This window comes from Mesorhizobium jarvisii (genome assembly GCF_003601985.1).
Classification (GTDB): Bacteria; Pseudomonadota; Alphaproteobacteria; order Rhizobiales; family Rhizobiaceae; genus Mesorhizobium; species Mesorhizobium jarvisii.
In genome coordinates this window covers 1-21822 of sequence record NZ_QZXA01000022.1, presented here as the reverse complement: position 1 = coordinate 21822, position 21822 = coordinate 1, and the positions used below count along the sequence as shown (strand labels likewise).

Annotated in this window: 24 protein-coding genes; 15 read left to right on the top strand and 9 right to left on the bottom strand. The window is 64.6% G+C overall.

The window, feature by feature from the left end:
• Positions 1–17: 17 nt before the first annotated feature.
• The 3 genes from D3242_RS32480 to D3242_RS32465 all read left to right on the top strand — a co-directional run bounded on the left by D3242_RS32480 (position 18) and on the right by D3242_RS32465 (position 2826).
• Complete coding sequence (locus D3242_RS32480; protein ID WP_064985800.1) at positions 18–617, top strand: SOS response-associated peptidase; 600 nt, start codon at positions 18–20, stop codon at positions 615–617.
• 621 nt (positions 618–1238) lie between these two features.
• Positions 1239–2003: a helix-turn-helix domain-containing protein gene (locus D3242_RS32470; protein WP_064985802.1), complete on the top strand. Its 765-nt coding sequence runs from the start codon at positions 1239–1241 to the stop codon at positions 2001–2003.
• Positions 2004–2154: 151 nt separating this feature from the next.
• Positions 2155–2826, top strand: coding sequence for a GntR family transcriptional regulator (locus D3242_RS32465; RefSeq protein WP_064985804.1), 672 nt, complete (start codon positions 2155–2157; stop codon positions 2824–2826).
• Between the two features lie 65 nt (positions 2827–2891).
• Here the strand turns inward: D3242_RS32465 and D3242_RS32460 are convergent, their stop codons facing one another.
• Both D3242_RS32460 and D3242_RS32455 read right to left on the bottom strand, forming a co-directional pair.
• Positions 2892–3893, bottom strand: coding sequence for an NADP-dependent oxidoreductase (locus tag D3242_RS32460; protein WP_064986096.1), 1002 nt, complete (start codon positions 3891–3893; stop codon positions 2892–2894).
• A gap of 127 nt (positions 3894–4020) precedes the next feature.
• The gene (locus D3242_RS32455; RefSeq protein ID WP_064985807.1) at positions 4021–4836 is read right to left on the bottom strand and encodes an oxidoreductase; all 816 of its coding nucleotides are present in this window, start codon (positions 4834–4836) and stop codon (positions 4021–4023) included.
• 107 nt (positions 4837–4943) lie between these two features.
• On the opposite strand from D3242_RS32455, the gene D3242_RS32450 reads away from it, so the two are divergent.
• Positions 4944–5531, top strand: coding sequence for a TetR/AcrR family transcriptional regulator (locus tag D3242_RS32450; RefSeq protein WP_064985810.1), 588 nt, complete (start codon positions 4944–4946; stop codon positions 5529–5531).
• A gap of 146 nt (positions 5532–5677) precedes the next feature.
• Here the strand turns inward: D3242_RS32450 and D3242_RS32445 are convergent, their stop codons facing one another.
• Together D3242_RS32445 and D3242_RS32440 are read right to left on the bottom strand one after the other, a co-directional pair.
• A complete protein-coding gene (locus tag D3242_RS32445; protein ID WP_064985812.1) occupies positions 5678–6925 on the bottom strand; it encodes an NAD(P)/FAD-dependent oxidoreductase in 1248 nt (415 codons plus the stop codon).
• 61 nt (positions 6926–6986) lie between these two features.
• Positions 6987–8375 (bottom strand): aminotransferase-like domain-containing protein, encoded by a 1389-nt coding sequence (locus D3242_RS32440; protein WP_064985815.1) that lies wholly within the window; start codon positions 8373–8375, stop codon positions 6987–6989.
• A 286-nt stretch (positions 8376–8661) separates the two neighbouring features.
• On the opposite strand from D3242_RS32440, the gene D3242_RS32435 reads away from it, so the two are divergent.
• From D3242_RS32435 to D3242_RS32400, 8 genes are all read left to right on the top strand, one after another.
• Complete coding sequence (locus D3242_RS32435; RefSeq protein WP_064985816.1) at positions 8662–9795, top strand: ABC transporter ATP-binding protein; 1134 nt, start codon at positions 8662–8664, stop codon at positions 9793–9795.
• 43 nt (positions 9796–9838) lie between these two features.
• Positions 9839–10891, top strand: coding sequence for an ABC transporter substrate-binding protein (locus tag D3242_RS32430; protein WP_081296213.1), 1053 nt, complete (start codon positions 9839–9841; stop codon positions 10889–10891).
• A 6-nt stretch (positions 10892–10897) separates the two neighbouring features.
• On the top strand, positions 10898–12178 hold the full coding sequence (locus D3242_RS32425; RefSeq protein ID WP_064985820.1) for an ABC transporter permease: 1281 nt from the start codon (positions 10898–10900) through the stop codon (positions 12176–12178).
• A 2-nt stretch (positions 12179–12180) separates the two neighbouring features.
• Entirely contained in the window at positions 12181–13008 is an 828-nt protein-coding gene (locus tag D3242_RS32420; RefSeq protein ID WP_081296214.1) for an ABC transporter permease, read from the top strand.
• Between the two features lie 448 nt (positions 13009–13456).
• Positions 13457–13762 carry a hypothetical protein gene (locus D3242_RS32415; protein WP_064985822.1) on the top strand — a complete coding sequence of 102 codons (306 nt, stop codon included), beginning with the start codon at positions 13457–13459 and terminating at the stop codon, positions 13760–13762.
• 135 nt (positions 13763–13897) lie between these two features.
• Complete coding sequence (locus D3242_RS32410; RefSeq protein WP_064985825.1) at positions 13898–14395, top strand: DUF2306 domain-containing protein; 498 nt, start codon at positions 13898–13900, stop codon at positions 14393–14395.
• A gap of 138 nt (positions 14396–14533) precedes the next feature.
• The gene (locus D3242_RS32405) at positions 14534–16504 is read left to right on the top strand and encodes an acyltransferase family protein (protein WP_064985828.1); all 1971 of its coding nucleotides are present in this window, start codon (positions 14534–14536) and stop codon (positions 16502–16504) included.
• 192 nt (positions 16505–16696) lie between these two features.
• On the top strand, positions 16697–16999 hold the full coding sequence (locus D3242_RS32400; RefSeq protein ID WP_064985830.1) for a hypothetical protein: 303 nt from the start codon (positions 16697–16699) through the stop codon (positions 16997–16999).
• 58 nt (positions 17000–17057) lie between these two features.
• Here the strand turns inward: D3242_RS32400 and D3242_RS32395 are convergent, their stop codons facing one another.
• From D3242_RS32395 to D3242_RS32380, 3 genes are all read right to left on the bottom strand, one after another.
• Positions 17058–17651: a DUF6456 domain-containing protein gene (locus D3242_RS32395; protein WP_064985833.1), complete on the bottom strand. Its 594-nt coding sequence runs from the start codon at positions 17649–17651 to the stop codon at positions 17058–17060.
• A 174-nt stretch (positions 17652–17825) separates the two neighbouring features.
• The gene (locus D3242_RS32385; RefSeq protein ID WP_147377521.1) at positions 17826–18203 is read right to left on the bottom strand and encodes a hypothetical protein; all 378 of its coding nucleotides are present in this window, start codon (positions 18201–18203) and stop codon (positions 17826–17828) included.
• Positions 18124–18825 carry a YdaU family protein gene (locus tag D3242_RS32380; RefSeq protein WP_064985837.1) on the bottom strand — a complete coding sequence of 234 codons (702 nt, stop codon included), beginning with the start codon at positions 18823–18825 and terminating at the stop codon, positions 18124–18126. The genes D3242_RS32385 and D3242_RS32380 overlap by 80 nt, the downstream gene beginning before the upstream one ends.
• A gap of 80 nt (positions 18826–18905) precedes the next feature.
• Here D3242_RS32380 and D3242_RS32375 point away from each other — a divergent pair, with 80 nt between their 5' ends.
• Both D3242_RS32375 and D3242_RS32370 read left to right on the top strand, forming a co-directional pair.
• A complete protein-coding gene (locus D3242_RS32375; RefSeq protein ID WP_019859563.1) occupies positions 18906–19187 on the top strand; it encodes a DUF982 domain-containing protein in 282 nt (93 codons plus the stop codon).
• A gap of 84 nt (positions 19188–19271) precedes the next feature.
• Positions 19272–19589: a DUF982 domain-containing protein gene (locus tag D3242_RS32370; RefSeq protein WP_032921203.1), complete on the top strand. Its 318-nt coding sequence runs from the start codon at positions 19272–19274 to the stop codon at positions 19587–19589.
• Between the two features lie 199 nt (positions 19590–19788).
• On the opposite strand, the gene D3242_RS32365 is transcribed toward D3242_RS32370, so the two are convergent.
• Both D3242_RS32365 and D3242_RS34215 read right to left on the bottom strand, forming a co-directional pair.
• Positions 19789–20466: a GcrA family cell cycle regulator gene (locus D3242_RS32365; RefSeq protein ID WP_064985839.1), complete on the bottom strand. Its 678-nt coding sequence runs from the start codon at positions 20464–20466 to the stop codon at positions 19789–19791.
• Between the two features lie 128 nt (positions 20467–20594).
• Positions 20595–20756, bottom strand: coding sequence for a hypothetical protein (locus D3242_RS34215; protein WP_223217902.1), 162 nt, complete (start codon positions 20754–20756; stop codon positions 20595–20597).
• Between the two features lie 298 nt (positions 20757–21054).
• Between D3242_RS34215 and D3242_RS32355 the strand changes: the two genes are divergently transcribed.
• Complete coding sequence (locus D3242_RS32355) at positions 21055–21759, top strand: XRE family transcriptional regulator (RefSeq protein WP_019859568.1); 705 nt, start codon at positions 21055–21057, stop codon at positions 21757–21759.
• The last annotated feature ends 63 nt before the right edge of the window (positions 21760–21822 follow it).

The window sequence follows — 21822 nt, the reverse complement described above, 5'->3', positions numbered from 1 at the left end:
GAGAGCGAGTGCCGGATATGTGCAATGACTACGAACAGCATGTGGCATGGGCCGAGTATTGCCGGATGATGGAGTCCCTGGCGCTTCGAATACCCAGCCACCAGAGCGAACTTGACCTGCCTCAAGCCGATGACATTCGCATCAACGACCCGGCGCCCATAATGCGCGCCACCGCCGGCAGCGACGCTATCGAATTGGCGTCGATGACATTCGGATTTCCGCCGGCCGGTCCCAAAGGCGGGCCAGTGTTCAACTTCCGCTCCGAAGGCCGGCAATTCGCAAACAGCAAACGTTGTCTCGTCCCGGCGTCCGGCTTCTTCGAATTCACCGGCGCGAAATATCCGAAGGCGAAACATCGCTTTACGCTCAACGGCTCCCCGTTCCTGGCCATTGCGGGGCTTTGGCGTGAAGCCGTCGGCAACAAGCCCCCCACTTTCACCATGCTGACGACGGACCCCGGGCCGGATATCGCGCCCTACCACAATCGCCAGGTTGTCGTTCTTCAGCCCGCTGATTGGGCGGCCTGGATCAACCTGACAAAACCGGAAGCCGAACTGTTGCGTCCACTTCCGGCTGGAGCGCTTCAGGTGGAGACCGTGCGCCCCGAAAGTGCGTAACCGCAAGGAACCATCATACCGATGCCCTCCCCTGCGGCTATGTTGCCGACAGAAGAAGAAATCAGGAGTCTGATGCGTGGGCCCGCAAAGCCCCACGAAAAATCATCGACGTCGACTGACGCGGCGCGGGCACTCTCAAGGGCGGCAAAGTCTACTTGCGCACAATCCAGTCCAGAATATCCTGGTCGATTCCGCCAAGCACCCTGGCCTTCGCCGAAGGCCAGGGTGGGCACCTCGGGCTTGCCGCTTTCAAACGGCTCTAGGGCTTCGGGTTCAATATCCGCGCTTCGCGCAACAGCGATGTCCAATTGTTCCGCCCAAGAAAGGCGACAAGCTCGCGGGCCTGCGCTTCGGTGATCCCGGTTTTGTTGACCAAACGGCGAACAACGTCGTCCGTCGCGGCCGGTGGCTTCTCTTGCTCGTCAGTCATTTTTCGGATGTCCCTTCCGTGCGACCCAACGGCTGGCCGCACGCATTGGTTCCTGGCTTGAACAAGGATAATCCCGCGCCGCGCCATATTGGTCGAAGGTCCCATTCGCAGCGCCGCGATGTTGTGCGAGATTGGCGCAATATAAGCGATTACTTGAATAATGGTTCGGACGACTGTCGAGGGGCGGTTTCGTGCCAATTCGCAAGAATCTTGCCGCGAATCTGCGACGGCTGGTCAGCAGCCATGCGTCGGTGGCCGCCGTGTGCCGCGGGCTGAACATGAACCGCACCCAGTTCGAGCGCTATCTGCAAGGCAAGAGCGTGCCCAATCGGGCGACAGCCAGGATCATCTGCGACTATTTCCATATCGACGAGGATGAACTGTACCGCGCGCCGGAAGCCGCCGCGACCGCACACCCGACCTTGCTGCCGATCCACCAGACGCTTTACGAGAACATGATGCGCGGCCCGGCTCCCGCCATCGCCGGCGGCACCTACTTCACCTACTTCACGATTCCCGACCGTCCCGACCTGCTGGTGCGGTCGGTCACCTTTGTGCGGCGCGAGCCCGAACTGGTGACCTTCCGGCGCGTCACCCGCTGGGCCGAGGGCCATCGACAGGGTGGAGCGCGCGTGCCCGGCTGGCATTATGGCGTGGCGATCTCCCGCCTGAACTGGATCTATTTCGCCGGCATCAACCGCCGCCAGACCAGGGAGCCGTCTGTCATAACCGTACAATGGGCACCCTTCTCGGACCCGGTTCTGGTCGGCAAGGCATTCGTCCTGACCGGTTCCGGACCGGCCTGCGTGTCGGTCATCATGCGCCAGGAAGTCGGCAGGATCAGCCTCAGGCAGGTGCTGGGGATGTGCCGGCCCGTCAGCCTCGACGACCCGCTCCTCGACCAGATCGTCGTCAGCCTTGTGCGCGAAGGCCAGGCAATTCCAGCAAAAGTGTGAAACGGTTTTCCCGGGGAAATGCGCGCGGCACTTTCCCCGGGGAATTGCGCCCAGCAGGGAAATGCAGTGGTTAGGCATTTCCGTGAAACGATGAACCGCTTTAGACTGGCATTCCCGGTGGACAGGAAGCCGGGAGCAGCAGGGATACGCGATGCTCAACAGCTTCGACTATGGCGGCAAGGAAGCCGACACCGTGCATGCGCTGGAGGAAGACATCATCTTCGGCCGGCTGGCGCCCGGCACGCGCCTGGTCGAGGATGCGCTTTTGGCCCGCTTCCCGGTCTCGCGCCACATCATCCGCCAGGCGCTGTATCAGCTGGAAAAACTCGGCATCGTCACGCGCGAGCGCAACAAGGGCGCCATGGTGCGCCAGCTCTCGCCGGAGGAAGTGCGGCAGATCTACGAAGTGCGAGAAATGCTGCAGCGCCAGGCGGCGCTGATGATCCCCCTGCCGGTCAGCGAGGCGCTGATCGCGCAACTGGAGGAGATCCACCGCATCTACAGCGGCCATGTCGATGCAGGCTATCTCAGGGGCATCCACGAGGCCAATGACCGCTTCCACCTCACCATGTTCTCGGCCTGCGGTAACGCCTATCTCGTCTCCTCGATCGAACATTATATGCGGCTCAGCCTGCCGGTGCGGGCCAATTCGCTGGCCGACAGGGAAAAGCGCGACGTCTCGCGCCAGCACCACGCGATGATGATCGAGGCGCTGAAGCGCCGGGACAATTGGGTGCTGGCGCAGCTCTGCGTCGATCACCTACAGCCAAGCAAGGTGTTTTATCTCCAGGAGATCGAGACGGCGTCGGCAACCAGCGGCTAGCTGACGAAACGACCATCCGTCCGCAATGGCGCAAAGGGAACAAGGAGATAGAGTGGTTCGCTCATCTACTTGACCTTGACGACGATCTTGCCCTTGGCACGCCCCGTTTCGACGTAGGCCAATGCCTCGTTGGTCTTCTCGAACGGAAAAGTCCGATCCATGACGGGTCGTATGATGCCGGATTCGATGAGCGAAGTGATCTTGCCCAGCTGATCGCCCTGCGCCCACATGAACAGGAAAGAATATCCGACACCGGCGCGTCTTGCCTTGCTGCGTATGCCGCGGCTCAGCAGGCGCAGCACCAGCTTCAGGACCATGTTCAGCTTCTGCTTTCCGGCAAATTCGGGATCCGGCGGGCCCGAAATGGAGATGAGTTTCCCGCCCGGCTTCAGCACATGCAGGGACTTTTCGAGCGTTTTGGCGTCCTGGCTGTTCAGGACGACGTCGTAGCCTTGCAGGATTTTCTCGAAATCGTCTTTCTTGTAGTCGATGACGATATCGGCTCCGAGGCCTTTCACCAGATCGGCATTCGCCGCGCTCGCCGTCGTCGCGACGGTCGCGCCGAGATGCTTCGCCAGTTGGATGGCGAAGGTCCCCACTCCGCCCGAGCCGGCCTGGATAAACACCTTCTGGCCTTTCTTCAGCCCGGCTGTCTCGACCAGCACCTGCCAGGCGGTCAGGCCCACCAGCGGGATCGAGGCGGCTTCTTCCATGCTGAGGTTTTTTGGCTTCAGCGCCACATCGGCTTCATCCATGGCGATGGATTGGGCGAACGTGCCGATCCGCCCGTCGCGCGACCGCGCATAGACTTCGTCACCGAGCTTGAATTTGCGGACTTTCGATCCGGCCCGCACAACGATCCCCGCCACGTCATGGCCCAGGATGAACGGCGGGCGATAGGGCAATATCGGCTTGAACTCCCCATCCCGAAGCTTGGAATCGAGAAGGTTCACCCCGGCGGCGTGTATTTCGACCAGGACATCATTGTCCCGCAACTCGGGTTCCGGCATCTCGGCGAGCCGCAGGACACCCTTCTTTTGATACTTGTCGACAACAAAGGCCTTCATCATGGTCGCTTTCTAAAAATGATTTTCGGTGGCCGGCACGAACGGCCAAGCCGCAAGGCGTCGTCGGGCGCACTCGCGGAAGCACCGGACAAGATCGGCGATGCTGCTGTTAAATCCGCGGCTTCGTTCAGACAGGCAGGCGAAATTGCTTGCGCAAGATTTTGTCGAACATCGCTGTCGGCGCGAACCGGCGCAGCATGCTTACCTGCCGCGCTGCCTTGCCGGCGGTGTAGCGCCGCAGCGGATGCCCGTCGCTCGCAGCCCGCAGAACCACCTTGGCCACCACTTCCGGCAGATCGGCCTTGGGCATAACGTCGCGAAGCAATGCCTCCAAACCGGCCCGCGCCTCATCATATTCCTTCATGACGGAATCGGGCTCGAATCCGTTCTGGTCGAACACGGTGCGCACGAATGCCGGTTCGATGACCGAGACACGTATGTTGAAGGCGCGAACCTCGTGGTCGAGCGATTCCGAATAGCCTTCAAGCGCGTGCTTGACGGCTGAATAATGGGCCGAGTACGGCGCCGGGACCAACCCCAGGATCGAGCCGATATTGACGATGCGCCCCTCGCCTAGCCGCCGCATCGACGGCAGCACCGCGTGGGTCATCCGCATGACGCCAAACAGGTTGACGTCGAACAGGGCCTGCGACTGCGAGACCGAGGACTCTTCCGCGCCTCCCAGCAGCCCGATACCGGCATTGTTGACCAAGAGGTCTATCCGGCCGGTCTTGCCGAGGACAGTTGAGACAAGGGACGCGACAGACGCGTCGTCTGTCACGTCGCAAACCAGCATCGATATGCCGTTCGAGCTCTGGTTGGATGCCTTGCGGCTGGTGCCGAAGACAGTGAAGCCGGCGCGTGCCAAAATCTCGGCGCTGGCACGGCCAATGCCCGAGGAGGCGCCGGTCACAACAGCGGTCTTTCCCGAATTCCGGTTCATTGTGAAGGCTCCAAACGTGAGAGGTCTTGCCTGCGATCGGCGGTTGAATTATGATCGTAATATCACATTATGCTCATAATGCAATAGAGAAACGAGAAGGAACCATCATGCGCTATGACAAGGGCCGGAAGGACGCGTCACGCAGCCGGATCATGGAGGTCGCTTCGCACCGCTTCCGCGGTGACGGCATAGCCGCCTCCGGACTGGCCAGCATCATGAGCGACGCCGGGATGACGAATGGCGCCTTCTATCCGCACTTCCAGTCAAAGGCCGATCTCGTTCGCGAGAGCGTGGCATCGGCACTGGAGACCCAGTCGCAGCAATTGCAACAGGCACTGGCCTCAGGCGGCCTGGAACTGGCAATGGCGATGTATCTGTCGCCCGAGCACCGGGATCATCCGCAGACCGGCTGTGCTTCCGCCGCCCTGTTGCCGGAAATCGCGCGACAACCGCCCGAGACGCGCGGTCTCTACACCGAAAAGCTGCTGACCCTGGTCCACCAGTTGGCCAAGGACCTGCCACCGCACACCCGCGATCCCGAAGGCGTGGCCTTGGGTGTCTTTGCTGCGCTCATCGGCGCCCTTCAATTGGCCCGTGCGGTGGAAGGAACGGAATTGTCGGACCGCATCCTCGCTGCGGGAGCGGATGCGGCGCGCGCGCTGACCCTGCCGAGGCAGAAGGATGAAGCATCCTAGAGCCATTGACGATCAGCTATTCCCTCTAGAGCAATTCCAGGAAAAGTGTGAGCGGTTTTCCGTCCGGAATTGCATCAAAAACAAAGAGTTAGAGCGGTTCGCCGTTTCCATGAAACGGGTGAAACGCTCTAAGTGCCGACGGAAGGTCAGAACCGGCCGGCGGCGAAAGGCGCAAGTCTTTCGCTGTTGGGCCGCCGGCCGGCGATGAGATCGCCAACCAGCCGCGCGGTGATGGCCGAGAGCGTCAGCCCGAGATGGCCGTGGCCGAAGGCGTAGATCACATTCGCATTGCCGGGCGACGGGCCGATGACGGGCCTGGAATCCGGCAGCGACGGCCGAAAGCCCAGCCATTTTGAAGACGGCTGGCCGAGCGCGGGGAAGAATTGCCGCACGCCGCGATCGAGCAACGCCAGCCGGCGCGGATTGGGTGGCGAGGCCAGCCGGCCGAGTTCGACCGTGCCGGCGACGCGCAGCCGGCCCGCCATCGGCGTCATGTAGAAGCCGAGATCGACCGGGCACACCGGCCGCGTCAGCAGCGGCGCCGGCGTCGCGAATTCGAGGTGATAGCCGCGCTCGGTTTCGAGCGGGATGCGGTCGCCGGCCTGCGCCGCCAGTGGTCGCGAAAAGGCACCGGCGGCGATCACCACCTTGTGGGCGCGCAGCCGCAGGCCGGGACCGCTGAGGTCGACACCGCCGGCATCGGCCTGCAGTTCTGTCACCTCGCCCCGCAGCAAGGCGACGCCCCGGCCTGTCGCCGCCTTCAGCAGCCGCGCCATCATGGTCTGGGGATCGGTGAGGTTCATCGACTGCGGAAAAAACAGCCCGCCACCCTGCACCGCCGGCAGGTTCGGTTCCAGCGCGGCCACTTCCTCCGGGCTGAGCACCGCCTGGTCGACGCCGAATTCGGCGCGCAACGCCCGGCTCGACGCGCCGCCGGCAAGATCGCCCGGGCGACGATAGAGATAGAGACAGCCATTGCGGCGCAGCAGATCGGCGGCATCGGCCTCGACAGCCATCTCCTCCCAGGCCGGCAGGGAATCGGCCAGCAGCCCGGCCATCGCCACGGCATTGGCATGGGTGGCGGCCGGCAGCGACTGCCTGACAAACCGCAGCAGCCACGGCGCCAGATGCATGAGCGCGCTCCAGCGCAGCGAGAACGGACTGTCGGCGTCAAGAAGCAGTTTCGGCAGCGCGCGCAGCACCGCGGGATTGCCGACCGGCATGCAGGCATATTCGGCGAGCGTCCCAGCATTGCCAAACGAGGCGCCCGAGCCCGGCTCGTTGGGATCGATGAGCACGACTTCGCGGCCGTCGCCGGCCAGCCGCAGCGCCGTCGCCAGCCCGACCACGCCGGCCCCGATGACGGCGATCTCGACACTCTTCGAAGCTGTCACTTGTTGTTCCCCCACGCCTGTCCTTGTCGCAAAACCACGCCGCCCTTTTGGGCGGCAGACATCAGACAAAACCCGGCAATTGCAGATGCCCGGCCGACAGCAGTTCGGCCATGGTGGTCAGCGCGGTGCGCAGATCGTCCTGCGAACGCGCCGCACCGACATTGATGCGCACGCCGTGCTGGACCGGCTCGCGGCCGACGGCGAAGGCATCGCCCGGCAGCAGCGCCACGCCGCGTTCCAGGCAGGTGCGGGCAAAGCCGGCGCCGCGCCAGGGTTCGGGCAGGCGCAGCCAGGCATGGGTGGCGCTCGGCTGGCTCTGCACATCATAGCGGCCGAGGATTTCGCTCAGGATCGCCTGGCGCTGGCGCAGTTCCTGTTTTTGCACCTCGATGACGCGCGCTGCTGCCCCGTCCTCGATCATGCGCGCGCCGATCAGCGCCGTCAGCGGGCTGATGCTCCAGCAATTGATGCGCAGCGCCGCCGCCACCTGGCCGGCAATGGCGCGCGGCGCGATGACGAAGCCGAGCCGCAAGCCGGGCGCCAGGCATTTCGACAGCGCGCCGATATGCACCGTCAACTCCGGCTCCAGGCTGGCGAAGGAAGGCAGGGCCTCATCCGCCAAGGGCCTGTAGACGTCGTCCTCTATGATCAGCACATTGTGGCGGCGCGCCACGGCGGCAAGCTCGTGGCGGCGCGCTTCGCTGAGCGTAATCGTCGTCGGGTTGTGCAGCGTCGGCACCAGGAACACCGCGCGGGGGCGCAGCTGCGCGCAAGCGGCGTCGAAAGCATCCGGCCGCATGCCGCCGCGATCCATGGCAACGCCCCTGAGATCCAGCCCGTGCACCCGGCAGAGCGCGTTGATGCCCTGATAGGTCACCTCGTCGGCCAGCACCACCTCGCCCTGCCGCGTCACCGCGCCGAGCAGGCAATCAAGCCCGTGCTGGGCGCCGGCCGCCAGCACCACGCGGCCGGGGTCGCCGTCGCCGGCAACCGCTTTGAGCCAGTCGGCGATCGCCGCGCGCGCCCACAGCGGCCCTTCCGGCGGGTGATAGTCCTGCAGCGAGGCATAGTGCGGATCCCTGGACAGGCGCGGCAAAAGAGCCGCCAGCGCGTCGAGATAGGCCGAGGTGGCGGGCCGGTTGACCGAGAGGTCGATGATGCCGCTCTCGTCGCTCGGCGCCGAGACGAAACCGGGCCGCTCGCCGGCCTGCCTGGCCGCCACCGTCGTGCCCCGCCCTGGCCGCGCCTCCAGCAGGCCGCGCTGCTGCAGCGTCGCCAGCGCCCGCGTCACCGTGGTGACGTTGATGCCGAGCGCCCGCGCAATGTCGCGTTGCGGCGGCAGCCGGTCGCCGACCGCCAGCGTGCCGGCGGCAATACGCTCGGCGATCGCGTCGGCGAGACGGCGATAGACCGGACTTTCATCCTCGGTAAGGCGGAGATCACTGAGCATGCGGACAGGATTCGGCTGGAGCTGATATAAGCGCTCTAGCATAAGACAATCCGCCGGACAATAGCGCTTGTGTGACTCAAAACCGGAGAACTCCAAGCAAAAATATCACACAATCGCCGAAAAACTGGCTTGACGCCCAAAGTTGTATGCATCTATGCTCAGATTCAGAATGATTGTGTGAGCATACAAGTTTGGACGACCCGCGAGAAGCGGGCTTCCAATGGGATGGAACCATGCATCACAAGGCGCATAATGCTTCAGCCGGTACGTTTCGGGATCGCGCCCGATGAGCGCCCTGGCCGCATCATCGCCAGCCTCGGCTTCTGCCGCCGGCCCGGCTTTCGTCGATTTCGTCGATGTCGAAAAATCCTATGACGGCCGCGCCTTCGCGGTGACCAGGCTGAACCTCGGCGTGGCGCGCGGCGAATTCCTCACCCTGCTCGGCCCATCCGGCTCGGGCAAGACGACGACGCTCAACATGCTGGCCGGCTTCGAACGGCCGACCAGCGGCACCATCACGCTGGAAGGCAGGCCGGTCGACCGGCTGCCGCCCTACCAGCGCAACATCGGCATGGTGTTCCAGAACTACGCGCTGTTCCCGCATATGAGTGTGGCGGAGAACGTCGCCTTCCCGCTCTCCGTGCGCCAGGTGAGCAAGGCCGACATTGCCGGCCGCGTCGGCCGCGCGCTGGACATGGTGCGGCTGAAGCAGTTCGGCGACCGCAAGCCGGCACAGCTTTCCGGCGGCCAGCAGCAGCGCGTGGCGCTGGCCCGCGCGCTGGTGTTCGAGCCGAGCCTGGTGCTGATGGACGAGCCGCTGGGCGCGCTCGACAAGAAATTGCGCGAGCACATGCAGCTCGAGATCAAGCAGATTCACACTATGCTCGGCGTCACCATCGTCTACGTCACCCATGACCAGAGCGAAGCGCTGACCATGTCCGACCGTGTCGCCGTCTTCAACAATGGCGCCATCGTCCAGCTCGGCTCGCCCGACGATCTCTACAACGCCCCGCAAAGTTCCTTCGTGGCGAGCTTCATCGGCGAGAACAACACGCTGGAAGGCATCGTCGACCGCGTTTCGGGCAAGGAATGCCGCGTGCGGCTGACCGGCGGGGGCGAACTCACGGCGCTCGCTATCGGCGTGGCGCAGGGCAATGCCTGCCATGTCGCCATCCGCCCCGAGCGGCTGAGCCTTATGCCGGCCGGTGCCAACGCCCTGCCCGCGACGGTCGACGGCCGCATTTATCTTGGCGACCATCTGCGGCTTCTGGCCCGGCTCGGCAACGACCAGGTGCTGACCGTCAAGGTCGGCCCCGAGGCGACCATGGCCAATGGCGAGGCCGTCACGGTCTCCTGCGCGCCGCAGGACTGCCGCGCCTTTCCCGCAGATGCCGCGGCCGCCAAGGCAGGGCCGTCCTGAACCAAGCCAAGAACAGATCCATCTCAAAAACAGGGGAAGAAAAATGAAAATCGCAAAGACCCGAATGCTCGCTTTCGCCGCGGCCACCGCACTGTTCAGCATCGGCCACGCCGCGCTTGCCGATGAATTGTCGATCATGGCCAGCGGCGGCGCCTGGCAGGATGCCCAGCGCAAGGCCTGGTTCGAGCCGTTCAGCAAGGAGACCGGCGCAAAAATCCTCGAGCAGGAATATCTCGGCGATCTCGGCAAGGTCAAAGCCATGGTTGACACCGGCAACGTGCCGATCGACCTGGTGACGGTCGAAACCGCGACCGTGCTGCAGGGCTGCGACGCCGGCATTCTGGAACGCCTCGATTATTCCAAGATCGGTCCGCGCGACAAGTTCATCGAGGGCTCGGCGCTCGATTGCGGTGTCGGTCTCGATGCTTACGGCGACATCCTCGCCTATGACCCGACCGTGCTGAAGGAAGCGCCGACCTCGGTGCTCGACCTCTTCGACACCGAGAAGTTTCCGGGCAAGCGCGCCATGCGCAAATTCCCGGCGCAGAACCTCGAATGGGCGCTGATGGCCGACGGCGTCGCGCCCGCCGACGTCTACAAGGTGCTGGCGACACCGGAAGGCGTCGACCGCGCCTTCAAGAAGCTCGACACCATCAAGAACGACATCGTCTGGTGGGATGCCGGCGCGCAGCCGGCGCAGCTGCTCGCCTCCAAGGAAGTGGTGATGACAACCGCCTGGAACGGCCGCATCCAGAACGCCATCGACACCGACAAGAAGCCCTTCAAGATCGTCTGGAACAACCAGATCCTCGAATACGACATGATCGCCATTCCGAAGGGCGCCAAGAACCCTGAGCTCGCCTACAAATACCTGGCCTATATCTCCAAGCCGGACAACAACGCCAAGCTCGCCAGCTACATCACCTATGGGCCGGTGCGCACCGATGCGGCTTCGTTCGTCGCGGCCGATGCCTTGCCGAAACTGCCCAACGCGCCCGACCATCTGGCCGGCGCCTACCTCGTCGCCGACACCGAGTTCTGGGGCGACTATGGCGAGGACCTAGTCAAGCGCTTCAACGCCTGGCTGGCGCAGTAGACCCTGATGTCGGCGCTGCAGCCCAGCGAACTCGACCGGCCCGCGCTGGCCCGCGGCCGGCCGGCCGCCGGCGCGGATCCCAAAACCGCGTCGGCGGCGATGCGGCGCGCCGAATTCGGCGACCGGCTGCGTTCGCTGGCGCTGGCAGCACCCCTGCTCCTGCTTTTGGCCCTGAGCTTCGGCATCCCGATCGTGCTGCTGCTGTCGCGCGCCGTCTACGACCCGACCATCGCCGACGCTCTGCCGCGCACCAGCCAGGCCCTTGCCGACTGGAACGGCCAGGGCCTGCCTGCGGACGCCGCCTTCATCGCGCTCGCCGCCGACCTCAGCGAAAACCAAGCCAAGGGCACCGCTTATGAGCTGGCCAAGGCGCTCAACGCACGCCTGCCCGGCGCCCGCAGCCAGGTGCTGAAAACCGTGCGCCAGCTCGAAGGCGCCGCCGGCAAACCGCCGCTCGAGATCGTGAAAGCCGTGCCCTTCTGGTCGGCGCCAGGCACCTGGCCGACCATCGCCAACGGCACCCACGCCCTCACCTCGTTTTACCTGCTGAGCGCCCTCGACCTCAGGTGGAACGCCGATGGCGGCATCGAGCGCGTGCCGCCCGAACAGGCGATCTTCCTGCAAGTGTTCCTGCGCACCTTCTTCGTCGCCGCCGCCGTGACGCTTGCCACCTTGCTGCTCGGCTTTCCCCTCGCCTATCTCATAGCGAGCGTGCCGAAAGGGCTGGCGGCGATCCTGATCGTGGCGGTGCTGTTGCCGTTCTGGACCTCGATCCTGGTGCGCACCGCCGCCTGGACGGTGCTCTTGCAGAAATTCGGCCTGGTCAACGACATGCTGCTGTGGCTCGGCTTCGCCTCCGAGCGGCTCGATTTGATGTACAGCCGCATCGGCCTGATCATCGCCATGACGCATATCCAGCTGCCCTTCACGCTGCTGCCGATCTACTCCGTCATGCGCACCATCGCGCCCTCGCAGATGAAGGCTGCCTATTCGCTCGGCGCTAGACCCTTCACTGCCTTCCGGCGCGTCTACCTCCCGCAGGTTTTCCCCGGCGTCATGGCCGGTTGCCTGCTCACCTTCATCCTGTGCCTCGGCTACTACATCACCCCGGCCCTGATCGGCGGCGCCAGCGACCAGCTGATCAGCAACTTCATCGCCAATTACGTCAATGTCGAACTGAACTGGGAGATGGCGGCGGCGCTCTCCTTCATCCTGCTGGTCTTCACCCTGGCCCTGTTCGGCATCTTCGCCCGCATCCTCGGCCTCGACCGCCTGAAGATGGTGTAGCCATGCTGCTCTCGCCCTACCCCACTCCTGGTGAACGCATCCGCGTCGCGCTGCTTTGGCTGTGGTGCGGGCTGGTCATCCTGTTCCTGCTGGTGCCGATCCTCATCCCTGTGCCGCTTTCCTTCAACAGCGGCGCCTTCTTCATCTTCCCGCTCGAAGGCCTGTCGACGCGCTGGTACGAGGTGGTGCTGGGCACGCAGCGCTGGCAGTCGGCGATCGGCAACAGCCTGATCGTCGCCTTCGGCACGACGCTGATCGCCACAACGCTCGGCACGCTGACGGCCATCGCACTGTCGAACGAGAAATTTCCCGGCCGCCGCATCGTCATGCCGCTGCTGCTCTCGCCGCTGATCGTGCCCGTGGTGATCACCGCCGTCGGCTCGTATCTGTTCTACGCCCGCATCGGGCTCGCCAGCACCTATGCCGGCATCATCCTGGCGCATACCGCGCTTGCCAGCCCCTTCGTCGTCGTCACCGTGGGCGCCAGCCTCACCGGCTTCGACCGCAATCTGATGCGCGCCGCCGCCATCTCGGGCGCGAAACCGCTGACCGCCTTCTTCCGCGTGATGCTGCCGCTGATCCTGCCCGGCGTGCTTTCGGGCGCGGCGTTTGCCTTCGTCACTTCCTTCGACGAGGTGGTGGTCGTGCAGTTCCTGGCCAGTGCCGGCCAGCGCACCATGCCGCTCGAAATGTTCATTGGCCTGCGCGAAAAACTCTCGCCCGCCATCACCGCCGCCGCGACGCTGATGATGGCGCTGTCGATCGTGCTTTTGGTGGTGGCGAACCTGCTTGCCCGACGCGGCCAGGCTCGCCGGCCAGCAAGCGGCTGAGCCCGACCATCGGCGACAGCCGGCGTACGCGACGGTGAAACTTTTCGCATGTCGTTCCCGTGGCTTTTTGGGATCGCCTCCCGGGCGATCGCAGACCTCCGATCAATGCCCCGCCGGTCCTGCCGGTGGGGCCTTTTTTGAGGCCGCCGGCGCGGAACAATCAGAGAGCCGGGAAGTTCTCAAATCGCTGGGCTCCTAGACGTCCGGCCAACTTCGGCGCTGGCCACGGTGCACGTCGGGGCAAGTCGTTGTGCAGCCATCCACCAACAGATGAGAGCTTTTCGCCTGCGCGAATGAATGAAACTCGCAAACTTTAAAATCTTTCGTATGCCATTTTTAGAAATACGAGTTCATTTTGCGTGGGAAATTGGAACTTTTACCCAAATCCTCCCGTTACACCCTTGATCGTTGCTTAGACGGTCACAAAGCAACAGGGAAGGAATCCATTATGAATACCAAGATGATCTGCTTTGGCGCCATGGCGCTTTCGATGGTTGCCGGCTCGGCTCTCGCCGCATCGGGCAGCGGGACCTCGGCTCTCGACGACCCGGCCAAGATGCAGCCCTTCTACACGGACTCCACCATGAAGACGATGCGCAGCAATGACGAGTTCATCAAGGCCTGGAAAGCGCTGACGCCGGAAGACCAGAAGATGGTGATGGCGGCCTGCGATGATGAGGCCAAGAACGCCAATCCCACCAACGCCCATCCGGAATTCTGCAGCAGCGTGAAACAGAACGGCGGCAGCAAGTAACGCTCCCAGACCATTGAAAAAACAGCCCCGTTGGCGGGGCTGTTTTTTTGGGCGGCCGGATCGAGAAGTCGCATCGCCGTCCTTGCTGCCTCAGCGTCTCATCGGCCATAATCCGCGATATCGTGGAGAACACCGATGTCGCTCAGCCCCTTGTTCCATGCCTCGCCCGTCATCCAGCTCCACGCGCTGATCGCCATTGCCGCGCTGCTGCTCGGCGCCGTGCAGCTTTGGCGCACCAAGGGCGACCGGCTCCACCGCGCGCTTGGCCGCGTCTGGGTGGCGCTGATGGCGACGGTCGCCGGCTCCGGCCTGTTCATCTGGACGATCCGGCTGTGGGGACCGTTCAGCCCGATCCACCTTCTGTCGCTGTTCGTACTGGTGATGCTGTGGCGCGGCGTGCGCGCCGCGCGCGGCGGCAACATTGCCGCCCACCGCCGCATCATGCAGGGCACCTATATTTTCGGGCTCATCATCACCGGACTTTTGACCTTCATTCCCGGCCGCACCATGTATGCCGTCGCCTTCGGCCCGCAGGGCGCGACACCGCAGAAGCTGGCGATCTTCGCCGCTTTGGTCATCCTCGCGGCAGCGGCCGGCCTCTACGCCTCGCGCAGTGCGCGGGTGCCGGGCTGAGTGTCAGCCGGCGAAGCCGCCGCCTTTCCGACCATTTCCTTGTTCTGGCCATGTTGCACTGCGAAAACATTGTTGCATTGCGATATCGGCCGGTTGCGCCGAGACAAGTGGCGGGCTTTAAGTAACGAAGGAGCTGTCGTGGCGGCATCGTTTCGGCCTGATATACAGGGATTGCGCGCGCTGGCGGTCGGTGGCGTCGTGGCCTATCATTTCGGGCTCTCGGCACTGCCCGGCGGCTTTGCCGGCGTCGATATCTTCTTCGTCATTTCCGGCTGGCTGATAACCACGCACCTTATGGGCGAGATCACCGAGACCGGCCGGCTCGACCTCTGGCGCTTCTATGCGCGGCGCGCCCGGCGCCTCCTGTCGGCGGCCCTGTTCGTCATCCTGATGACGCTTGGCCTCGGCTATTTCATCCTGGCGCCGCAGGAGCAGGCGCTCTATTCGCGCGGCGCCATGTTCGCCTCGGCCTATGCCATCAATCTGTGGCTGCTGCGCTGGTCGTTCGATTATTTCGCCGCCGACGCCTTGAGCAACCCCTTCATCCACTTCTGGTCGCTGTCAGTGGAGGAGCAGTTCTACCTCGTCTGGCCGGCTCTGCTGCTCTTCGCGGCCTGGCTGCGTCCGGACCGACGCATGGCTGTCGTGGTGATCGGCGTCGCCGGCCTCGCCTCCTTCGCTGCCTGCCTGTGGCTGACCAGCCTCTCGCCGGCCTGGGCCTTCTACTTCTCGCCGCTGCGCGCCTGGGAGTTCGCCGCCGGCGGCCTGGCGACGCAGGCGCCGGCGGCCTTGTGGCAACAGCGGCCATGGCTTCGATCAGCGGAAGGCTGGCTCGGCCTGGTGCTGATCGCGGTCGCCTATCTCAGCTTGAGCGAGGACCTGCCCTTCCCCGGCTGGTATGCGCTGCTGCCGGTCGCCGGCACGGTGCTGGTGCTGCTGAGCGGCGCCGGCGAAGAGAACGATGCGGCGGAAACCAGCCCGGCCCGCTGGCAGGCTCTTGCGCCTGCCTCCGTGCTTTCGCTAGCGCCCCTGCAGTGGGTCGGCACGCTCTCCTATTCGCTCTATCTCTGGCACTGGCCGGTCATCGTCTATGCCGGCATGCTGGCGCCGGATCTCAGCATCCTCCGGCGCTTCGGCTGCGGCGCGCTGGCGCTGGCATTCCTGACCTATCATCTGATCGAGAACCCGGCGCGGCGCGGCGGCTGGCTGACCGTTGGCGCTCGAGCACTCGCCCCCGCCCTGGCGCTGACCGGCATGGGCGTGGCGGCGGCCTATGCCAACGCGCATCTGGCGGCACGCAACATCGACTCCGCCCAGCGCGGCATCGAACAGGCCGCCGAACAGCCCTCCATCGCGCGCGCCGTCGACAAGAACTGCCTGCTCGACTTCCACACGGTGAAGCCGAAACCCTGCACCTTCGGCCCGGCCGACGCCGCCCACACCATCGTGCTGTTCGGCGATTCACACGCCGACCATTGGTCGACGCCGCTGGTCGAAGCGGCCAAGCGCAACGACACCAAGGTGGTCACCTATCTCAAATCCTCGTGCCGCGCGTCACGGCTTTCGACCTTCAACACGGTGCTGAAGCGCGACTACACCGAATGCGACGCCTGGCGCGAACAGGCGATCACGGACATCATCCGCCGCAAGCCGCGCCTGGTGGTGATCTCGGAATTCTCGATCGGCAATCTGACGCGCGACATGCCCGCCGCCGGCCGCAAGGCCGAGACCGCGCGCTGGCAGGCCGGCCTGCGCTCCACGTTGCAGGCCTTCAGCCAGGCCGGCGTCGAGACCGCCGTCATCCGCGACACGCCGATCGGCGACAGTTTCGCCGATTCCTGCGTGGCCCGCGCTTTGTGGTGGCGCGAGGCCCCCTCGCGCTGCGACACGCCGAGGGCGCAGGCCGCGAACGACAGCACTGCGGCGCAAGAGCGCGCCGTGGTGAAAAGCGTGCCCGACACGCGCTATGTCGACCTCACCGACCGCTTCTGCGGCCCGACACAGTGTCACGTGTTCATCGGTGGCAAACTGGCCTTCCGTGACCGGCATCATCTGGCGACGGCCTTTGCGGAGACGCTGGAAGGGCCGTTGGAGAAGGCGCTGTTTTAGGGAGACAAAGCGCTTCTTCCTTCTCCCCTTGTGGGAGAAGGGAAGAGCCCCTAACCCGGCCTCAACCGGTTCCGCCACATAGCGCCCAAGCGTCACCTTTCCGCGCTCTGGTCTGGTCGGTGGATCGTAAAATCCATGGAACGCGCTCGCCTCCCGAGAGTTATATTAGATCAACCTGAAAAGGAGGTAGCCATGAAGAAGCTCCTGCTTGTCTCGGTTATCGCCATTGCTTCGGCGGCGGCGATGATCGCCCCGGCCGCCGCCCGCAGTCACGTCTTTATCGGCATCGGCGGCTTCGACAATTATTACGGCAATGACTATTACGATGGCTATGGGGACTATGGCGGCGGGCGTTATGTCTATAGCCCCTACGACCCCTATGATGACGGCTACAGGCCGCGTTATTTCCACCGGCACCACCGTTGCCACATCGAAGTGATCAATCACTGGCGCCATCATCACAGGATCGTCGAGGAAGTCCGCGTCTGCGGATAATCTGATCCCGTGAACTGATCCGGCCGGCATCGCCGGCCGGATTGGTTCGCGCCGGCCCTCACCGCCCCATCATCATCCCATAATGCACCGCCAGCAGGTCCAGCCCGACCTTCAACAGCTTCGTCACCACGTCCCTGCCCTCGCCGGTCTGCTCAGCCAGGCTCTTGATCGAGCCGCCCACGCAGCAGACTTGTCGTACCACCACCGCGACCTCCCAGTGCCCCAGCGCCCTGGTGGCGGCGGCATGCGCCCGGCCGGAGTCGAGCACGCTGTCGGCGATGCCGCCGCCATGGCGGCGGCCGTCGACGCGCTCACTCCAGCGCATCGGCTTCACGCTCGCCTGCTGGCTGCACTGGAAATCCTCGCGGTAGCGCTGGCCGGCCTCGCGCTGCTGGCGCGACAGCGAGGTGATGCCCAGGAGCGGGTCGACATTGCGCACCCGCACGATGCCACCGGTGGAGGTGTAGCCGTCATTCGACACTTCATAGACGCGCCGCGCTTCGGCCGTGCCGGTGGCCAGCCGCTTGCGGCCGAAGGCGTCGTCGCTGAGCGCGAAATCATGGCCGAGCTCGCGGCGGATGCGCACCTGCTCTGCCTCGCCCTTCGGCAGTTTGGGGGCCTGCGGCTTGGCGGCTTTGGCTTTTTTGGGCATGGGTGGCTCCTTGGGTTGGGTGGTTGGATGGTGAGCTGGCCTTGCAGAACTTGGGTTCCTCGCCCCCGCGAAGCGGGGGAGAGGTGGATCGGGCGAAGCCCGAGACGGAGCGGGGGTAGCGCCGACGGTCGAAGGGAAACGGCCCGACGTACAACGGGATTTCGTGCTCCATCCTCAACCGGCTTTGGCTTGGCGGAGGTCGCCCCCCTCTCCGTCCCGGCTTCGCCGGGCCACCTCTCCCCCGCCTTGCGGGGGCGAGGAACCTAAGATTTGTGAGGCCGCCCGCCGAGCCATCAGCTCGCGCATCACCCGTCGCTCCCGCAGCTCGATGCAGAGCTGCGCGCTCGATGGGCAGAACTGGGCGTTGCCGCTTTTCACCTCGCCGCGCACGAAGCGCTGGATGGCGGCCTGCAGATCGGCAAGCTCGGCGTCGCGCACCGCGCCGAGATAGCCACGCATCTGCATCTCGACGTCAGTCAGGGCGGATTGCGGGAAGCATGAGAACATCGCGGCCAGCGCTTTCGTCGCCTGCTGCAGTTCGGCTGCGGTCATGGCTGCGAATCTCCTCGATGATGGCGTTGGCGGCGTCGGTGTGGGTTTTCGGCCGCTGCCAGGCGGGTTTCTTCCCCGAAAAACTGGGAGTTGGTCTGTTTCTGCCCGCAGCAGGGGACAAATGCTGCGCATTTTCAGAGGAGCCCCCTGCCACCTCGTGATCTCCATGAGTCGAAAAATGCTGCGCATTTTCAGGGGAAAAAGCGGAAGCTTTTTCACTCTGGTTTCTGGAGTCTGGAGAATGCCGTGGCAAAACGCCGGCATTTGCCGCCCCATGAGCCTTTGTTTTCAAGGCGGTGGCGGTTCCACCGCGTGCGCCGGCGGCGGCCCTCGCCTCGCTTTTGACCTGCGCCTTGTGCAATTCCCTGGTCAGCCTCTTGTGGCCGATCTCGCCCGCCTCGCGCTCGAAGAAGCTCAGCAGATCGACGCTGATGGCGCGCCATCTTTTCAGGGAAAGGCGCGCCACCCGCGCCAGCTTGGCGTCGTCGTCGGGCAGCCGGCCGCCGGCGTTCCACATCGCCATCAGGATCAGCATGTAAGCGCCGATCTGCTCGGTGGAGAGCGGCAAGGTGTCGCCGACGAAATCGGAGACATAGAGCTGCATGAAGGGCCGCTCGCTCATGTGGTGCCTGCACGCAAGCTAATGGAACCAGCCGCCGGCCCGCACGTTATGACGCGTCCGTGCCAAGGGGAGGTTTGCCGATGACGGCGTTCATGCCGATTACGCTGCGCTTTTGCGACAACAAGACCATGCTGGTCGGCTCGGTAGCCGACGCCGAAACGGCATTGCGGCACCAATGGCCCGACAAGACCGCACCCGCCTATATCGAAGCCGCAAGGCTGGTCAGGTTGGCGGTCGAGGGCAGTTGCTGCCCGCGAACGGCCTTCGAGGCCTTCAGCAAGACCGCCAGGCAACAGGGCATATTGGTGGTGAAGCCGAGAAGCCGCGCGCATGACTGGCTCGACGCCGCCGCCGGCCCGTGACGCCGCGGCGATGCAACCGCGTGGCGGCCTTGCGCGTTTATAAGCGCGGGCTTTATAGTCTCGCTGAGATCGAAGGTGAACGCCGTGGGTACGCTGAAAACCGGAGTGCCGCTCAAAGTCAACCTGGAAGGGCATGTCGAGGAGATCGACAGCGTCAGCGATGCCGCCGATTTCCTGCAGCGCTGGCCGATCGAGCGGCGCGGTCACGTCTACCGCAGCGCGCTCAATGCCTGCAGTGCCGCGATCGCCGCGCAGATCTCCGAATCCGACGCGATAAAGGTGTTCACCGGCTTTGCCCGCGTCGCGGGCATCCTGGTTGCCGAGGGTGGCCCGCCGATGCGGCTGGAGGCACGAACCGTGCAAAGCCGCATGCCCAAACAGGGCCGGCAGATACCGAAATAGGCCAAGCGTCTTTCTCCCCGTCACTATAAGGGGAGAAATGCCCGGCAGGGCAATGAGGGGCGGCGCCGGCGTCTGAACGAGTAGCGCCTGAACTGGATGCTTGACGTTCATATCTGCTTTTAATCCTGCCATGTCAGCGCTGCCCCTCATCCGCCTGCCGGCACCTTCTCCCGTATAGAGACGGGGAGAAGGCAAGCTCTCACGTGCAAACCCGCCGCTGGAACCGCGCCTGGTGGTAGCCGCAGTAGCTTTTCTGCTCCTTGGTTCGCATGCCGCAGCACAGCATGTCGGCGCCGGGCCGGCCGCCCGGCGCGTCGTTCTCCGGATCTTCTTCCAGGGTCAGATCGAGCGGCGCGCGGCAGCGGTCGAACAGGCAGTCGATGAAGCGCATCGCCACGCCATGCGGCTGGCGGCCGATCGGTCCACGCTGGGGCGCGGGCGGCTCTAGACGGTACGCCTCGCCATCGGCGATCAGCACGCCCACCTCGCGCACGAACAGGCGTGGCGGCAGCCAGGCCGGCGAGGAATCGCGCCTGGGCCGGGCCTTGTTCTTGCGCGCGCCCTCTGCCGGATGGACGCCGGCGCGCTCTTGCGCCACTGCTTTGCCGCTGGCCTTGCCATTTGCACGCTCTACGGCCGCCGGCTTGCGCATTGTCCTTTCGCCGGCGGCTTGTCTCGCGACCGGCGGCATCCCCTGGCCATTGGCAAAGCCGATCGCGCCCAGCATGGCGTTGCGGTGGACGATGCCGATGATGGCGTTACGTGACACCTGGCTGCCGCGCAGTGCGCTGAACGCCGCCGCGATCCTCGAGGCCGAAAGCCCCTCCTTCAGCCAGCGGGCGATCTCTTGCAGTTCGGCGTCGCTGTAGCTTGCCATGTCCAGGCTCCATCCAGGGGTGCGCCTTCGGCAGCACTGGAGAGCGCGCCGTCGGCAAGGCGTCAGGGTTCGGGCCCGGTCCGGGCCACGGTCAGGGTTTTCGGTGTTAAAGCCGGCTCTTGGCCGGATCAGCCGGGGCGGATCGCGTGTCCGGCAGTCAGGCGCGCCAGCCGCGCCTCCGCCGTCTTGCTGTCGGGAGCGGAAACCGCCCTGCCCGTCATCGGCTCGAATAGGATGACAGTGCCGTCCTGCGTGCGGATGCAGGAGCGCACGTAGGGACCGGCGGACAAAACGGGCCGGTCGAATTGGGGGCCGGAGCCGAGGGGAGCGGCGGCTCCGGCCGTTCCGGCCGCCAGGGACAGGCGGGCCGGACCCGAGGCGTCAAAGCGCTCGGGCTTAGCCCCGGCCGGGGAGACGGCCAGGACGGAAGGGAATGGGCGGCGACTTCAGTCGCCTTGTTCGCCTCACGCGAGGCCGGCGCTATCGCGCCATGAAAGCTGGACAGGTTCTGCATGACCAGATATAAGCATAACTCAAAAATATATGCAAGCTATTCTTTCATAGACGAGAACCGCTTTCATCGCTCACATGGGCGCCATGGCCAAAACGGAACTGTCGATCAAGGTCGGGGCGGCGATACGCCAGGCGCGCAAGCAGCGCGGCCTGGTCATGCGCCACATTGCCGAGCACAACGACACCGATGTCGCCGCTGTCGGCAATTGGGAAACCGGCCGCAACCTGCCCAAGACCGAGAACCTCCTGAAGACCGCCGCCTTCCTGCGCGTCGACCCGGTGGCGCTGGGCAAAGGCGAGGTCGTCTTCCTCGACGATGCCGGCCCGGTGGCCGACGCCGAGATCGTCACCGATGCCGGCCCGATGCCCGCCGGCTCAATGGATATCGAGGTGCTGGGTGCGGCGGTCGGCGGCGACGACGGCGACTTCACCTTCAACGGCGAGCCCGCCGGCTATGTCCAGCGCCCGCCGGGCGTGCGCAACCTGCCCAAGGTGTTCGCGCTGCATGTACTCTCAGACTCCATGGTGCCGCGTTACGAACCCGGCGACCTCATCTATTGCGGCGGCCGCGACGCCGTGCCCGGCGACCATGTGGTGATCGAGACGTTTCCGGAAGAAAACGAGAAGAACGGCAAGGCCTTCGTCAAGAAACTGGTCAAGCGCACAGCGAGCGAGCTGGTGGTCGAGCAGTACAATCCGCCCAAGACGCTGACCTTCAACCGCTACGCGATCAAGCATGTCTGGCGGGTTATACCGCTGAAGGAATTGCTGGGATATTAGCGCACTTTTTTCCTTCTCCCCTTGCGGGAGAAGGAAAAACCACCGCCACCCCCTGTCAAGCCC

Excerpts from the sequence above, each read along its gene's own strand:
- D3242_RS32480 (WP_064985800.1), top strand. The coding sequence starts at position 18 with ATGTGCAATGACTACGAACAGCATGTGGCATGGGCCGAGTATTGCCGG.
- D3242_RS32465 (WP_064985804.1), top strand. The coding sequence starts at position 2,155 with ATGCTCAACAGCTTCGACTATGGCGGCAAGGAAGCCGACACCGTGCAT.
- D3242_RS32460 (WP_064986096.1), bottom strand. The coding sequence starts at position 3,893 with ATGAAGGCCTTTGTTGTCGACAAGTATCAAAAGAAGGGTGTCCTGCGG.
- D3242_RS32455 (WP_064985807.1), bottom strand. The coding sequence starts at position 4,836 with ATGAACCGGAATTCGGGAAAGACCGCTGTTGTGACCGGCGCCTCCTCG.
- D3242_RS32450 (WP_064985810.1), top strand. The coding sequence starts at position 4,944 with ATGCGCTATGACAAGGGCCGGAAGGACGCGTCACGCAGCCGGATCATG.
- D3242_RS32440 (WP_064985815.1), bottom strand. The coding sequence starts at position 8,375 with ATGCTCAGTGATCTCCGCCTTACCGAGGATGAAAGTCCGGTCTATCGC.
- D3242_RS32435 (WP_064985816.1), top strand. The coding sequence starts at position 8,662 with ATGAGCGCCCTGGCCGCATCATCGCCAGCCTCGGCTTCTGCCGCCGGC.
- D3242_RS32430 (WP_081296213.1), top strand. The coding sequence starts at position 9,839 with ATGAAAATCGCAAAGACCCGAATGCTCGCTTTCGCCGCGGCCACCGCA.
- D3242_RS32425 (WP_064985820.1), top strand. The coding sequence starts at position 10,898 with ATGTCGGCGCTGCAGCCCAGCGAACTCGACCGGCCCGCGCTGGCCCGC.
- D3242_RS32420 (WP_081296214.1), top strand. The coding sequence starts at position 12,181 with ATGCTGCTCTCGCCCTACCCCACTCCTGGTGAACGCATCCGCGTCGCG.
- D3242_RS32415 (WP_064985822.1), top strand. The coding sequence starts at position 13,457 with ATGAATACCAAGATGATCTGCTTTGGCGCCATGGCGCTTTCGATGGTT.
- D3242_RS32410 (WP_064985825.1), top strand. The coding sequence starts at position 13,898 with ATGTCGCTCAGCCCCTTGTTCCATGCCTCGCCCGTCATCCAGCTCCAC.
- D3242_RS32400 (WP_064985830.1), top strand. The coding sequence starts at position 16,697 with ATGAAGAAGCTCCTGCTTGTCTCGGTTATCGCCATTGCTTCGGCGGCG.
- D3242_RS32395 (WP_064985833.1), bottom strand. The coding sequence starts at position 17,651 with ATGCCCAAAAAAGCCAAAGCCGCCAAGCCGCAGGCCCCCAAACTGCCG.
- D3242_RS32385 (WP_147377521.1), bottom strand. The coding sequence starts at position 18,203 with ATGACCGCAGCCGAACTGCAGCAGGCGACGAAAGCGCTGGCCGCGATG.
- D3242_RS32380 (WP_064985837.1), bottom strand. The coding sequence starts at position 18,825 with ATGAGCGAGCGGCCCTTCATGCAGCTCTATGTCTCCGATTTCGTCGGC.
- D3242_RS32375 (WP_019859563.1), top strand. The coding sequence starts at position 18,906 with ATGACGGCGTTCATGCCGATTACGCTGCGCTTTTGCGACAACAAGACC.
- D3242_RS32365 (WP_064985839.1), bottom strand. The coding sequence starts at position 20,466 with ATGGCAAGCTACAGCGACGCCGAACTGCAAGAGATCGCCCGCTGGCTG.
- D3242_RS32355 (WP_019859568.1), top strand. The coding sequence starts at position 21,055 with ATGGGCGCCATGGCCAAAACGGAACTGTCGATCAAGGTCGGGGCGGCG.